The following is a 13,641-nucleotide window of genomic DNA, read 5'->3' on the forward strand; positions in this document are numbered from 1 at the left end:
TGACAACATCGTTAATCATAAAACCTGAACAAAAGCGGCTCAACCGGTCTATCCATACGGGGGTCGGTCAGACCAATATCCGGATCAACCTCGCCCCCGAGACCGGAAATCGTGCTCAGTTCGCGCGTCAGATGCCCGAACAACGGCACCATGGGTCCAAGAGGCTTGATAGGAGCGCAGAACAGCGGCAAGGTGGGCGGGAGGACGTTCCACTTGGGGAATGTCAGGTTAAAGGACATAGGTGTCCGACGCGAAGGACAACAAGGCGGGAGGTTGCTTCTGCTTGAGACTGAGCAAACCGAGGCTGACAATATTATTCAATTGGTCTGCGCAGCGTATGTCATTCTTGAGGGGTTCCCGGTTATTAAAAACCCACCTGCTTACGGGTTCGAACTCTCTGACGACGAAGCAGATCGGGAAATAGCCTTTGAGAACCTTTTTCGGAGCGATGGCCTCTTTCAATGGTTTACCTACGGTCATAGGCTGCCAGTTGCGGTCGCCATCGCCGCTGAAGCTTGGCGGAACAAGAAGCTTATATATGCCATTCACAAGTTGGCACAGAGCTACGAAACCGAATGCGTCACGCCGTGGTCAATGCACCCTCTTAGCGGGCAAGTGTTTGAAAAACACACCGACAATTTCGCCTCGCACGTAGGAACCTCAGTGGCGATAAACCTTGCATATTCGGCCATCGAAGAACTTGATCTCGGCGTAAAAGCAAGCGGTGAGGTGCCGCGATCAATTGGAGAAGGGACTTTTGTGTGGAGCCCGAAGGTTTTAGGGCCATTCAAGGGACGTTTGCGAAAGGCTGGTATTGATCCGGAAAGAACGATTGATTGGGTAACCCGTGGTGATCAATCCGAAGTGCCGGTATATGAAATGATCAACCAGCTTTCGGAACATTCGGATGGTGTTGAGGTCCGAGATCGCCAGGTTTCAGTGCCAGACACGATCAATTTTTGCGAGTACTTGCGCAACACAATGACTGCTCACGCATTTTCTTCAAAGACCAATCGTCTCGGACCTTATGAGGTCAACAACGTTCAGCAAGTCGCAAGATTTTTGATTTTGTCCAAGTGCAACCTTTGGAACACTTGGACCGAGGAACTTAGAAAACGCTACAGTTAGGCTCTCAGTTAGAAGCCGGAAGCTGTCAGACGTGTCCGCTTTGGGCTGCAACCGGTCCCGTTCAACCAGACTTCGTTAGCGCCAGGAAAACATCTTCCAGATCCGCCTCAGCGGTTTTGACGTCGCGGATCGAAATGCCGGCGGCATGGACGGCGGCCAGCACCTCTTCGGCGCTGGTTGTATTGCCGTGATAGCGCAGCAGAACCGCGCCATCGTCGCGCAGATCGGCGGTGATGCCGGCGCCCTGCGGCAGGGTTTCAACCGGGCTGGCGGGATGCACCACCATGGATTTCGCATCCAGCCGTCCCAACAGATTGGCGGTGCTGTCGCGCGCCACCACTTCGCCCTGGTCGATGATGGCGATCTCGTCGCACATCTCTTCGGCCTCTTCCAGGTAATGGGTGGTCAGGATGATGGTCATGCCCTGCTGGTTCAGCTTGCGAATGTTTTCCCACAGCATCTGCCGCAGCCCGATATCCACCCCGGCGGTGGGTTCATCCAGCACCAGAATATGCGGGTGATGCACCAGCGCCTTGCCCAGCAAGAGCCGCCGCCGCATGCCCCCCGACAGGGTGCGCGCATAGGCATGGGCCTTGTCCGTCAGCCCCACCATCTCGAGGATCTCATCGCTGCGGCGCTGCTGTTTTGGCACGCCATACAACCCGGCCTGCACCTCCAGCGCGCCGCGCGGGGTAAAGAAGGGATCCAGGTTCAGCTCCTGCGGCATCACCCCAATGGCGGCGCGGCTTTGGCGGGGGTTGGTGTCCTGATCAAACCCCCAGATCGTCACCCGGCCCGAAGTCTTGCGCACCAGACCGGCCATGATGTTGATCATGGTGGACTTACCGGCCCCATTGGGCCCCAGCAGGCCAAAGACAGATCCGCGCGGAATGGTCAGGTCGATGCCTTTCAGGGCCTGCTTTTCCGGTTGGCCCTTGGCGCCTATGTAGGTTTTGCGCAAGCTTTCGATACGGATTGCATCATCTCTCATAGCAGTACTTGCCCCCGGTTTTGGCATCAGACATACATGGTTCACCCATGCGCCTAGCCGAAATTCAAAAGGACCGCCAGCGATGACTATTGAAGCGCCCGAAACCAAGATCGTTGAAACCTACCGCGTTGCCTGCGATGGCGGCGAAGGCGCGCTGGGTCATCCCCGGGTCTACCTGCAGATCCCCGAAGGCGACGGCTTTGTCGAATGCCCCTATTGCGACTGCAAATTCATCCATAAGGATCATGTAGACTCCGCTGCGTGATCCCCTGGCTGGCAAGAGCCCTGCTTTTGCCAATTGGGTTGGTCTGCGCCTATTGCTTCGCAGCCGTTGTCGGCGCCGCAATTCCCTCTGGACCAGCCAAGACAGCAGAAACGCCACCCAGCCATCAGGTGCGACTGGTTGCCGGGCCAATTCACTATGATTTTCTGCTGCCGCTGGATGCCGCCACACGGGCGCAGTTTCAGTTTCTGGAGGCCAGCGGATTGCCCGTGGACCATCCAAATGCACACTGGCTGGTGATTGGCTGGGGCGCCCGTGGCTTTTACACCACGACCGACTACCTGGAGCTGACCCCGGCAACCCTGCTGAACGCCGCGCTTGGCGACCGCTCTGTGCTGCGCGCAGAGGTGCTGGGGCCGCTGAACACTTTGCCTGACCTGCGCAGCTTCAACTTTGACGAGGCGGAATATGCAGCCTTCCTAGCCGCCATTGCCGATAGTTTCGACCGGCCCGAGACCGGCCCGGTGCAGAGCCTCAATCTCCCCGGGTTCACCCCGAGGGATCGCTTTTATGCCGCCAAGGGGCGGTTTCACCTCTTGCGCACCTGCAATACCTGGGTCTCACGCATGATCCGGGCCTCGGGCCGCCGTTTTGGTCTATGGACCCCCTTGCCCTATTCCGTCAGCCTGTCCCATTGGCTGTTTGCCGGACCAGACTGAGCCTGGAAGTCACGACGCGGGCAAATTGGCAGGATCGAACTGGCACCATTCACCAGCCTTGACAACGGTGGCGGAAAACCCCGTTGCGGAAAACAGCCCATAGACCCAACGTTCCCCCAGTTTTTCGCGATCAAAGGCCACTTCGACGTTGCTGGTCGCCGCCCGGATCATCGCGATCATCTCGGGCACAAACCCTGCCGTCAGACTGGCAAAATCGCCATGGGAATCCAAACCGGTGGTCATTTCATCACCAAGCCAGGACTCGCTGCCATCAACGGACAGGACGACATAATCCTCCTGATCCCAGGGCGAACCGCTCTCCCCCGGGTAGGGGGTATAGCGATACTCAAAACTGGCGTTGTAGCCCTTTTCCAGGAAGCCAAAGATCAAGGTGCCAGAAGTATCCTTGGCTGATCTCAGCGAGTAGACATAACACACCTGGCCTATTTTGACCGTCGCCCAGTTGCCGTGCTCAAAATAGTCGGCATGGGCGCGCGATGTGCTAAAAACCAGGGAAGACAGCGTAGACAAGGCCAAAATCAGGGCTTTCACTTTATAAATCCTTTCAAAGAATATTCCGTTATTGTTGATAGCTTTATTCGAGATCAATCGGGAAAATCTACTGCTGTGAAACCCAATAACGGCTCTGTGACCTGACCAACAGCCACGGGCTGCTGCTCTGTTTTGCGCCAATCGCACCGCCTACCGCAAATCCTGTCGGAATGGGCAATTGCCCTCTGCCGCGCGATCACCGATAACGGGACAAACGCGCAACAGCCGGAGCATCAGCCCATGAGCGAAAGTACACTTGGCCAGGCCAAATTCGGCAAAGGATGCCACCTGCATTTGATTGATGGCTCTGCCTTTATCTTTCGGGCCTATCACGCGCTGCCGCCGCTGACACGCAAATCAGATGGGCTGCCCATCGGCGCCGTGGCCGGCTTTTGCAACATGCTGCACCGCTATGTCGAGGCCAACACCGGCCCGGATGCCCCCACCCATGTGGCGGTGATCTTTGATCATTCCGGCAAAAGCTTCCGCAATGACATGTATGATCTCTACAAGGCCAACCGCCCGCCCGCGCCCGAGGATCTGCGCCCCCAGTTCCCGCTGACCCGCGATGCCACCCGCGCCTTCAATATCGCCTGCAAAGAGGTCGAAGGCTTTGAGGCCGACGATATCATCGCCACCCTTGCCCATCAGGCGCGTGATGCTGGCGGGCGCTGCACCATCATTTCATCAGACAAGGATCTGATGCAGCTGGTGGGCGGCGGCGTTGAAATGCTGGACGCGATGAAAAACAAGCGCATCGACAGCGATGGCGTGGTAGAGAAATTTGGCGTCGGCCCCGACCGGGTGGTGGATGTGCAGGCGCTGGCCGGCGATAGCGTCGACAATGTGCCCGGCGCCCCCGGCATCGGCATCAAGACCGCCGCGCTTTTGATCAACGAATATGGCTCGCTCGAAGAATTGCTGGACCGGGCCGAAGAGATCAAACAGCCCAAGCGTCGCCAGACCCTGATCGATAACCGCGCGCAGATCGAGATGTCCAAACAGCTGGTGCAGCTGGATTGCACCATGGAGCTGGATTTCTCCCTCGAAGACCTAGAGGTGCTGGAACCCGATGCCGAGGTGTTGATGGAATTCCTGGGACTGATGGAATTCCGCACCCTGGCCAAACGCATGGCGGAACAGATGGGGATTGACGCCCCCGCCCTCCCCGAAGCCAGTGCTGCAGGCGCCACTGCCGCGACCGAAGTCGCCGCAGCCGTGCCTTTTGACGCTGAAAAATATGAATGCCTTGGCGACGCGGCTGGGCTGCAGGGCTGGATCGACCGGATCTATGAGCGCGGCTATGTGGCGGTGGATACCGAAACCACCGGGCTGGATGCCATGGTGGTGGATCTGGTTGGGGTGTCGCTCTGCGTTGATCCCGGCGAGGCCTGTTATATTCCGCTGGCCCATAAACAGGGCGGCGATGATCTCTTTGGCGGTGAGGGCCTTGCCGAGGGGCAGATGCCGCTGGAGCAGGCGCTGGCCATGCTCAAGCCGATGCTGGAGGACCCTGCGGTGCTCAAGATCGGTCAGAACATGAAATATGACGCCAAGATCCTGCACCGCTATGGCATTGATGTAGCCCCGATTGATGACACCATGCTGATGTCCTATGCGCTGCACGCCGGCGAGCATAACCACGGTATGGATATCCTGTCGGAGCGCTATCTCGATCACAAACCAATCCCGATCAAACCGCTGCTGGGCACCGGTAAATCCGCCATAACCTTTGACCGGGTGCCCATGGCCGATGCAGTGCCCTATGCCGCCGAAGACGCCGATATCACCCTGCGCCTGTGGCAACATTTCAAACCGGAACTGCACCAGCGGCAGGTGACGACCGTCTATGAAACCCTGGAACGACCGCTGGTGCCGGTGCTGGCCGAGATGGAGCGCAACGGCATCAAGGTGGACCGCGACACGCTGAGCCGCATGTCCAACGCCTTTGCCCAGAAAATGGCCGGGCTGGAGGATGAGATCCACAGCCTGGCGGGCCAGTCTTTCAACGTCGGTTCCCCCAAACAGCTGGGTGAGATCCTGTTTGACAAGCTGGAGCTGCCCGGCGGCAAAAAGGGCAAGACCGGCGCCTATGCAACCGGCGCCGATATCCTCGAGGATCTGGCCACCGAACATGCGCTGCCCGCTCTGGTGCTGGACTGGCGCCAGCTGAGCAAGCTGAAATCCACCTATACGGACGCGCTGCAGGACCATATCAACCCGGATACTGGCCGGGTGCATACCTCCTATATCCAGACCGGGGCCAACACCGGCCGCATGGCCTCCTCTGATCCGAACCTGCAGAATATTCCTGTGCGCTCCGAGGAAGGCCGCCGTATCCGCGAGGCCTTTGTCGCAGAAGAGGGCAATGTGCTCTTGTCGCTCGATTATAGCCAGATCGAGCTGCGCATTCTGGCCCATGTGGCCGGGATTGACGCGCTGAAAGCCGCCTTTGCCGCCGGTCAGGATATTCACGCCATGACCGCGTCGGAAATGTTCAACGTACCGATGGAAGAGATGACCTCGGAGATTCGCCGCCAGGCCAAGGCGATCAACTTTGGCGTCATCTACGGTATCTCCGGCTTTGGCCTGGCCCGCAATCTGCGAATCCCCCGGGCCGAGGCCCAGGGCTTTATCGACCGCTACTTTGAACGCTTCCCCGGTATCCGCGCCTATATGGATCAGACGGTGGAATTTGCCAAAGAGCACGGCTATGTGCAGACGCTGTTTGGCCGCAAGATCCACACGCCAGAGATCGCCGCCAAAGGCCCGCGCGCCGGGTTTGCCAAACGCGCCGCCATCAACGCCCCGATCCAGGGCACCGCCGCCGATGTGATCCGCCGCGCCATGGTCCGCATGCCACAGGCCATCGCCCATCTGCCCGCCCGGATGCTGTTGCAGGTCCACGATGAACTGCTGTTCGAAGTGCCGCAGGCTGCCGTTGAAGAGACCATTGAAACGGCCCGCCAAGTGATGGAAAATGCCGCAGACCCAGCCGTGCATCTGGACGTGAAACTCAGCGTCGACGCAGGTCAGGGCAGCAACTGGGCTGAAGCCCATTAACCCAAGCGGCCATAGAACCCTGAAAACAAAAAAGGGGGGCTCCCGCCCGTCTCGGAACAATCAAGATTGATCCTCCCCCGTTGGGGGTGGCGCCGCGCTGACGCGCGGCGCGGGGGCCTGCACGCAAAGTCTTCACGCCATCGGTCTGACCCTTATTGTTGCGATTCGGGTCAAGGGCGGCAAAGCCGCCGCGCCTCGCGCGGCTTGCCCTTGAGGCGAATCGCAACCTCCCACCCTTGCACTGGCGCTTCAGGGCAGTCCTGCCCCTGAAACGCGTCTCAGCAAATCTGTCTGCGCCGCGCGTCAGCGCGGCGCCATGCCTAACAATAGAGGGACATCCAAAGGATGTCTCGGAATTGGCAGGAGCACCACCGGCCCGGCAAAGGTCTAGCAAAAGTCTGGCAAAGGCCTAGCGAAGCTCTGGCAATGACCTCCGCATTTCCTGGAGTGAGGGTTTCATCCCTCTGTCGACCAGGCCACACCCCCCTGGCCCCAACCGTTATTGACAGAGGCCACGCACGCAAAGATGCAGCACATCAATCCCGGCAGGAGCAATCCAACAGGTACAGGAGCAGAACCGGCTGGTTTCAGTGCCGCAATTCCTATGTGCAGGCGGAGGTACCCACAGCCCGCAGTCATAAAGCCCGCTGGTATTCAGGCAGCCAGCTCAGACTGTCCTCGGTCCGCAAAGTTGATGGGGTATACTCTGCACTGACCCAGCCCCCATAGCCACTGTCATCTATGGCCTGAAACAAGGCGGCAAAATCAACTGGCCCGGTTCCCGGTTCACAGCGACTGGGAGCGGCACCAATCTGCACATGCATCGCCGCTGAGCCAAAACTTTCCCAGACCTGGGTGGCATCGCCGTGGATCATCTGGGCGTGATAGGCGTCATATTGTAGCCCGACATTGGGCCGGTTGACCGCCTCCAGTATTTCAGCGGCCAGATTGTAATCATCCAGAAAATACCCTGGCTGATCGCCGGCATTCAGCGGCTCAATGGTAAAGCGCTGCTTGGGCGCAAAATCCGCCGCCCAGCGCAGGTTGTTGATGAAGGTATCGCGCGCCTCATCCCCCTTGGCATAGCCCGCCATTACATGGATAAGGCCCACATTCAGCACCTCGCCATAGCGCAGCACCCGGCGGATATCGCGCTGAAACCGGTCCGTGCCGCCGGGATGGGCCGCATAGCCCGGCACCCCTCCGGTGTAATTTGGCGGTGGCGCGTTGATCAGCAACAGCTCCAGCCCATTGGACAACAAGGCCCGCTGGGTTTCCTTGGCGGCAACCTCATAGGGAGACAGGATCTCTACCGCTTTGAACCCGGCAGTAGCCGCCGCCGCAAAACGATCAAGATAGGGCAGCTCAGCAAAGAGCATTGAGATATTTGCCGCAAATCTTGGCATGTCAGAGACCTCCTGTCTGTCGTCGCCAGTGGTCTAGCCCTATCGCGGCCTTGCAGCCAAGCAGAGAAAACACTGCATTTTTTCTAACCGGCGCCGCCGCTCACAGCCGCAGGTAGCTCAGGGCAATTCCTTTGACGGGATCACCGGGAAAAAGCGTCCCCCCGACCACAGACCAAACCAGCCCTCATGGTGGCAGCCCAGCTCCACCAGCCGGTAAAAACTCTTGCGGTCAATCAGCGCTTCAAGATCGCTGCGCACCAAGACATAGGGCGAAGGCTCACCGGTCTGCGGATCCCGCTCCACCCGAATCGGATGGTCAGGCCCTGCCAGCATCTGATCGCCCACATGGGTGGTAAAATGCAGTTCTTGGGCTTCGCCCTCACCGCTTGCCTCAAAATCCACCGCCACAAAGGGCGCATCATCAACGGTGATGCCGACCTTCTCGACCGGGGTCACCAGAAAATATTTGCCATCTTCACGCTTCAGGATCGAAGAAAACAGTTTGACCAGCTCAAAGCGGCCAATGGGCGTGCCCAGGTAGAACCAGGTGCCGTCGCGGGCGATGCGCATGTCCAGATCACCGCAAAAGGGCGGGTTCCACAGATGCACCGGCGGTAATCCGCCCTTGCCCCCAGACTTGCCCCCGGCTTCGCCTGCTGCCTTGATCGAAGCCGCCAAGCCATCTGCCGATGGTGTCACAGATTTTTGTCCACTCATTGCTTTTGCCATTTCCCTCAACCGCGATACAGTAAGAGCATATATGCGCCGTGAAAGGAATGTCATGTCCGAACCTGACGATCTGCTGATCCAGATTGAAGCTCTGGAAGCCAAGCTGCAACTGGCACGGGAGTCGATCACCCGCCGTTTCATCGGGCAGGAAAGGGTCGTGGACCTGACCCTGGCCACCCTGCTCTGTGGCGGCCATGGCTTGCTGGTGGGGCTGCCCGGCCTGGGTAAAACCCGGCTGGTTGAAACCCTGTCCACCGTCATGGGGCTGGATGGCAAGCGGGTGCAGTTCACCCCGGACCTGATGCCCGCTGACATCCTCGGCTCCGAGGTGCTGGAGACCAACACCGATGGCAGCCGCGCCTTTCGGTTCCTGCCGGGTCCGGTGTTCTGCCAGCTGCTGATGGCGGATGAGATCAACCGCGCCAGCCCGCGCACCCAATCAGCGCTGCTGCAGGCGATGCAGGAACGCCAAGTGACAGTTGCCGGCGCTGACCGGCCTCTGGGCTTGCCCTTTCACGTGCTGGCCACCCAAAACCCGATCGAACAGGAAGGCACCTACCCCCTGCCCGAAGCACAGCTGGACCGTTTTCTGTTTCAGATCGACGTGCCCTATCCCACCCGCGACACCGAACGCGATATCCTGCTGACCACCACCGGCACCGAGGAAGGCGCCGCCCATCAGGTGTTTTCCGCCGCCGAGCTGATCGCCGCGCAAGAGCTGCTGCGGCGCATGCCGGTGGGCGAATCAGTGGTGGAGATGATCCTGGATCTGGTGCGCGCCTTCCGCCCCGAAGAGCCCGGCGTCTCGGACCGGGTGGCGCAGACCGTTGCCTGGGGTCCTGGCCCCCGTGCGGCGCAGGCCCTGATGCTGGCGGTGCGCGCCCGCGCCCTGTTGCACAGCCGCCTGGCCCCTAATGCCGAAGACGTGCTCGATATGGCGCTGCCAGTGCTGAGCCACCGTATGCAGCTGAGCTTTGCCGCCAGGGCACGCGGTGACAGTCTCAGTGATCTCATCGCGCAGACCGCTGCGGATCTGGCCCAGAACGGGATCGCCGCATGAGCCAGCCCGCCGCGCACCCAAGCACCACCCGCTCTGTCGGCGCCTCTGCCGAGGCAGCACAGCTGCGCAGCCGCGCCGAAAGTGCTGCCAGTGCTCTGCCGCCGCTCTTGGTGCAGGCGCAGCAGCTGGCCGGATCGGTGCTGGGTGGCGAACACGGGCGGCGGCGGGCCGGTATGGGGGATGATTTCTGGCAATACCGCCCCCTGCAGCAGGGCGACAGCCGCCGGATGATTGATCATCGCCGCTCCGCCCGTGGGGACCAGCAATTTGTGCGCGAACGGGAATTGCAGATCGCCCAGACGGTACATCTCTGGGTCGATCAAGGCGCCTCGATGCGCTTTGCCTCAAGCCCTGACCTGCCCCGCAAGATCGAGCGCGCCCGACTGATCGGCCTGGCCCTGTCGATCCTGATGCTGCGCGGCGGTGAACGGGTTGGCCTGACCGGTGGCAGCCTGCCGCCGCGGCGTGGCAACCTGCAAATCCTGCGCCTGTGTGATGCGCTCAGCGCCGATGATACGCAGGACTATGCCCCACCCGAGCATCGCGCCATGGCCCCCCATGCCCGCGCTCTGTTCATTTCAGATTTCCTGGGTTCTTTTGAACCGCTGGAGCACGCCCTGTCGAAAGCCGCAGATCGCGGCGTACATGGCGTTTTGCTGCAGGTGCTGGATCCGGCCGAGGAACGTTTTCCCTTTGCGGGCCGCACCCGGTTCGAAAGCGTCACCGGCGCGCTCTCCCATGAAACCCTCAAGGCGGCCTCTCTGCGGCAGCAGTATCTGGACCGTCTGGCCGAGCGACGGGACGCGCTGGAGCACCTGTGCCGCACCACAGGCTGGCGCATCGGCCAGCATCACAGCGATGGGCCTGCGCTCTCGGCTTTGATGTGGCTTTATCACGCGATGGATCGGGGTCAGCTATGACGATGATTGCTGGGCTTGGCTTTACCGCGCCCTGGCTGTTGCTGGGACTGCTGGGGCTGCCGCTGCTGTGGATCCTGCTGCGGGCGGTGCCGCCGGCGCCAAAGAAACAGATCTTTCCCGCCGTGACGCTGCTGCTGGGCCTGTCGGATAAGGACAGCCAATCCGACCGCACCCCCTGGTGGCTGTTGCTGTTGCGGCTTTTGGCGGTGGCGGCGGCGATCCTGGGCTTTGCCGGTCCGGTGCTGAACCCAACCCGCGACACCGCAGGATCCGGTCCGCTGGTCCTGGTGCTGGATGGCTCCTGGGCCGGGGCGACCAACTGGCAGGAAACCAGCAAACAGATCAGCAGCCGCCTGGAAGAGGCCGGACGCGCCAACCGCCCCGTGGCGCTGTTGCAGCTTACCGCCCCCAAGGCGCTGCAGTTTCAGGCCGCCGCGACCTGGCAACAGCAACTGCCCGGCCTGCTACCGCAGCCCTGGCAGCCCTCGGCGGATCAGATCGACGCCGCCACAGCCCATCTGGCTGCCAGCGACCAGCGCTTTGACAGCCTCTGGTTCAGCGATGGATTGGCCTATGCGGGTCAACAGGACATCACAGAGGCCCTGTCCAGCCATGGCGCCGTCACGGTGATCTCCTCTGGTCTGCCCATCCTGGGGCTGTTGCCACCTGTTGCCAAAGACGGCGCGCTGGAGATTTCGCTGTTGCGCAGCGCCCCCGGTGGCCCCACGCTGGGCGCCCAATCGGTTGAGGTTCTGGCCCGTGGCCGCGATCCCGGTGGCACCCACCGCACCCTGGCCCAGGTCACCGCGCAGTTTGAACCCGGGGCCACCAGCACCAGCCTGCAACTGGCCCTACCCGCAGAACTGCGTGCCAGGATTGAACGGTTTGAGCTGCCAGACCAGCGCTCTGCCGGGGCGGTGGCCCTGAGCGATGACAGCCTGCGACGGCGCGAAGTGGCGCTGATTTCATCCGGTGCCCCGGACGAAGGCCTGGCGCTGTTGTCGTCGCTGCACTACCTGCGCCAAGCGCTGAAACCCACAGCCGAGCTGATCGAGGGAAGCCTGGGGGACCTTCTGCCCGCCAACCCGGATGTGATCGTGCTGGCCGATGTGGCCCGCATCGCCCCGGACCTGCAGGATGCGCTGGCCGAGTGGGTCGAGGCGGGCGGTTTGCTGTTGCGGTTTGCCGGACCGCGCCTGGCCTCCAGCGACACCGCCCGCGACAGCGAAGAGCTGCTGATGCCGGTGCGGCTGCGCATTGGCGGGCGCAGCATCGGTGGCGCCATGAGCTGGGGAGAGCCCAAAACCCTGTCGCCCTTTGCCGAAGGCTCGCCCTTCTTTGGTCTTACCATCCCGGCCGAGGTCTCGGTCTCGTCGCAGGTGGTGGCACAGCCCGACCCCAGCCTCGCCGCCCGCGTTATTGCTGCCCTCGATGATGGCACGCCTTTGGTAACCCGCAAGGCGCTGGGACAGGGGCAGGTGGTGCTGTTTCACGTCACCGCCAATGCCGAATGGAGCAGCCTGCCGCTGTCGGGTCTGTTTGTGCGCATGCTGGAACGGCTGGCGGTGTCGTCAGCCGCAAAACCACCAGAGGCACAAAGTCTGGAAGGCACCACCTGGCGTCCCCTCACCATTCTGGACGGGTTTGGCCGCAACGCCGACGCCTCTCGCCTGTCGGGGGTGGCTGGACCTGACCTGATTGACCTGCCAACCGGACCCGCGCTGCCCCCCGGCCTGTACCAAAGCGAAAGCCGCAGTCTGGCGCGCAACACGCTGGCTCAGGGGGCTGTCTTGACCGCCGCCAGCTGGGGCAATGAGGTGACCCAGGCCGGATACCACAGCAACCAGGAGCAGGCGCTGGCCGGGCTGTTGCTGGGGCTGGCGCTCCTCTTGCTGAGCCTCGATGTGGTGGCGACACTGCTGATCAGTGGCCTTTTGGCGCGGCGCCAAAGCCTTGCCATGATCGCTCTGGTCCTGGGGGCAGGGCTGGGCATGGCCGCAGGCTGGCCCACTGCGAGCCAGGCCCAAACAACCCAGGCCCAAACCAGTCAGGCCCAAACCAGCCAGGATACAGCCCGCGATACCACCCAGGACGAACATGCCATCCGCGCCGGAGAGCTCACCCTGGCCCATGTGCTCACCGGGGAGGCCAAGACCGACCGCATTGCTCTGGCGGGGCTGCGCGGCCTGTCAGACACGCTGTTCTTCCGCACCTCTGTCGAGCCATCTCCCCCCGTCAGCATTGATCTGGAGCGCGACGATCTGGCGCTCTATCCGCTGCTCTACTGGCCCGTCACCGCCAGCCAGCCGCTGCCCTCGGGGGAGGCTTATGCGCAGCTTAACAGATATCTGGGATCCGGCGGCATGATCCTGTTTGACACCCGCGACGCCGGGCGCCCGGCAAGTGGCAGCGCCAGCCCGGCAGCGCAACGGTTGCAGCAACTGGCGCTGCCACTGGATATCCCGCCGCTGGAGCCGCTGCCCAGCGATCACGTGCTGACCCGCGCATTCTATCTGTTGCAGGATTTCCCCGGCCGCCACCCGCGCGGCGCGCTCTGGGTTGAGGCCGCGCCGGCAGATGCCCAACAGGTTGAGGGCATTCCCTTTCGCGATCTGAACGACGGGGTAACGCCGGTGGTGATTGGCGGCAATGACTGGGCTGCGGCCTGGGCGGTGGATACCAATGGCAGGCCGATGCTGCCCGTGGGCCGCGGCTATGCCGGCGAGCGTCAACGGGAACTCGCCTATCGCTTTGGTGTCAATCTGGTGATGCATGTGCTCACCGGGAATTACAAATCCGATCAGGTGCATGTACCGGCCCTGCTGGAACGGCTGGGACAATAGGGACGGA

12 protein-coding genes are annotated in these 13,641 nt (G+C 61.5%); 7 read left to right on the forward strand and 5 right to left on the reverse strand.

Annotation, left to right across the window (positions count from 1 at the left end):
• Window positions 1-11: 11 nt before the first annotated feature.
• Window positions 12-152: a hypothetical protein gene (locus tag JZI28_RS18510; RefSeq protein WP_158441640.1), complete on the reverse strand. Its 141-nt coding sequence runs from the start codon at window positions 150-152 to the stop codon at window positions 12-14.
• A 121-nt stretch (window positions 153-273) separates the two neighbouring features.
• Here JZI28_RS18510 and JZI28_RS18515 point away from each other — a divergent pair, with 121 nt between their 5' ends.
• Complete coding sequence (locus JZI28_RS18515) at window positions 274-1,128, forward strand: hypothetical protein (protein ID WP_375698543.1); 855 nt, start codon at window positions 274-276, stop codon at window positions 1,126-1,128.
• Between the two features lie 61 nt (window positions 1,129-1,189).
• Here JZI28_RS18515 and JZI28_RS18520 read toward each other — a convergent pair whose 3' ends face one another.
• Window positions 1,190-2,119 (reverse strand): ABC transporter ATP-binding protein, encoded by a 930-nt coding sequence (locus JZI28_RS18520; protein WP_297339918.1) that lies wholly within the window; start codon window positions 2,117-2,119, stop codon window positions 1,190-1,192.
• Between the two features lie 82 nt (window positions 2,120-2,201).
• Here JZI28_RS18520 and JZI28_RS18525 point away from each other — a divergent pair, with 82 nt between their 5' ends.
• Complete coding sequence (locus JZI28_RS18525; RefSeq protein ID WP_375698544.1) at window positions 2,202-2,384, forward strand: zinc-finger domain-containing protein; 183 nt, start codon at window positions 2,202-2,204, stop codon at window positions 2,382-2,384.
• 26 nt (window positions 2,385-2,410) lie between these two features.
• Window positions 2,411-3,061, forward strand: a complete 651-nt coding sequence (locus JZI28_RS18530; RefSeq protein ID WP_375698545.1) for a TIGR02117 family protein — start codon at window positions 2,411-2,413, stop codon at window positions 3,059-3,061.
• Window positions 3,062-3,070: 9 nt separating this feature from the next.
• Here JZI28_RS18530 and JZI28_RS18535 read toward each other — a convergent pair whose 3' ends face one another.
• Window positions 3,071-3,613, reverse strand: coding sequence for a hypothetical protein (locus JZI28_RS18535; RefSeq protein ID WP_375698546.1), 543 nt, complete (start codon window positions 3,611-3,613; stop codon window positions 3,071-3,073).
• 240 nt (window positions 3,614-3,853) lie between these two features.
• Here JZI28_RS18535 and polA point away from each other — a divergent pair, with 240 nt between their 5' ends.
• Window positions 3,854-6,676, forward strand: a complete 2,823-nt coding sequence (gene polA, locus JZI28_RS18540) for a DNA polymerase I (RefSeq protein ID WP_375698547.1) — start codon at window positions 3,854-3,856, stop codon at window positions 6,674-6,676.
• 635 nt (window positions 6,677-7,311) lie between these two features.
• Here polA and JZI28_RS18545 read toward each other — a convergent pair.
• Entirely contained in the window at window positions 7,312-8,082 is a 771-nt protein-coding gene (locus JZI28_RS18545; protein WP_375698548.1) for a hydroxypyruvate isomerase family protein, read from the reverse strand.
• 117 nt (window positions 8,083-8,199) lie between these two features.
• Window positions 8,200-8,799, reverse strand: a complete 600-nt coding sequence (locus JZI28_RS18550; RefSeq protein ID WP_375698549.1) for a DUF1285 domain-containing protein — start codon at window positions 8,797-8,799, stop codon at window positions 8,200-8,202.
• A gap of 64 nt (window positions 8,800-8,863) precedes the next feature.
• On the opposite strand from JZI28_RS18550, the gene JZI28_RS18555 reads away from it, so the two are divergent.
• The 3 genes from JZI28_RS18555 to JZI28_RS18565 are packed head-to-tail and all read left to right on the forward strand — an operon-like array spanning window position 8,864 to window position 13,634.
• Entirely contained in the window at window positions 8,864-9,871 is a 1,008-nt protein-coding gene (locus JZI28_RS18555) for a MoxR family ATPase (protein ID WP_348152386.1), read from the forward strand.
• A complete protein-coding gene (locus JZI28_RS18560) occupies window positions 9,868-10,791 on the forward strand; it encodes a DUF58 domain-containing protein (RefSeq protein ID WP_375698550.1) in 924 nt (307 codons plus the stop codon). Before JZI28_RS18555 ends, JZI28_RS18560 begins: the two co-directional genes overlap by 4 nt.
• A complete protein-coding gene (locus JZI28_RS18565; RefSeq protein ID WP_375698551.1) occupies window positions 10,788-13,634 on the forward strand; it encodes a DUF4159 domain-containing protein in 2,847 nt (948 codons plus the stop codon). The genes JZI28_RS18560 and JZI28_RS18565 overlap by 4 nt, the downstream gene beginning before the upstream one ends.
• Window positions 13,635-13,641: the final 7 nt, after the last annotated feature.

Source organism: Pseudophaeobacter sp. TrK17 (assembly GCF_042192375.1).
In the GTDB taxonomy this organism is placed as follows: Bacteria; Pseudomonadota; Alphaproteobacteria; order Rhodobacterales; family Rhodobacteraceae; genus Pseudophaeobacter.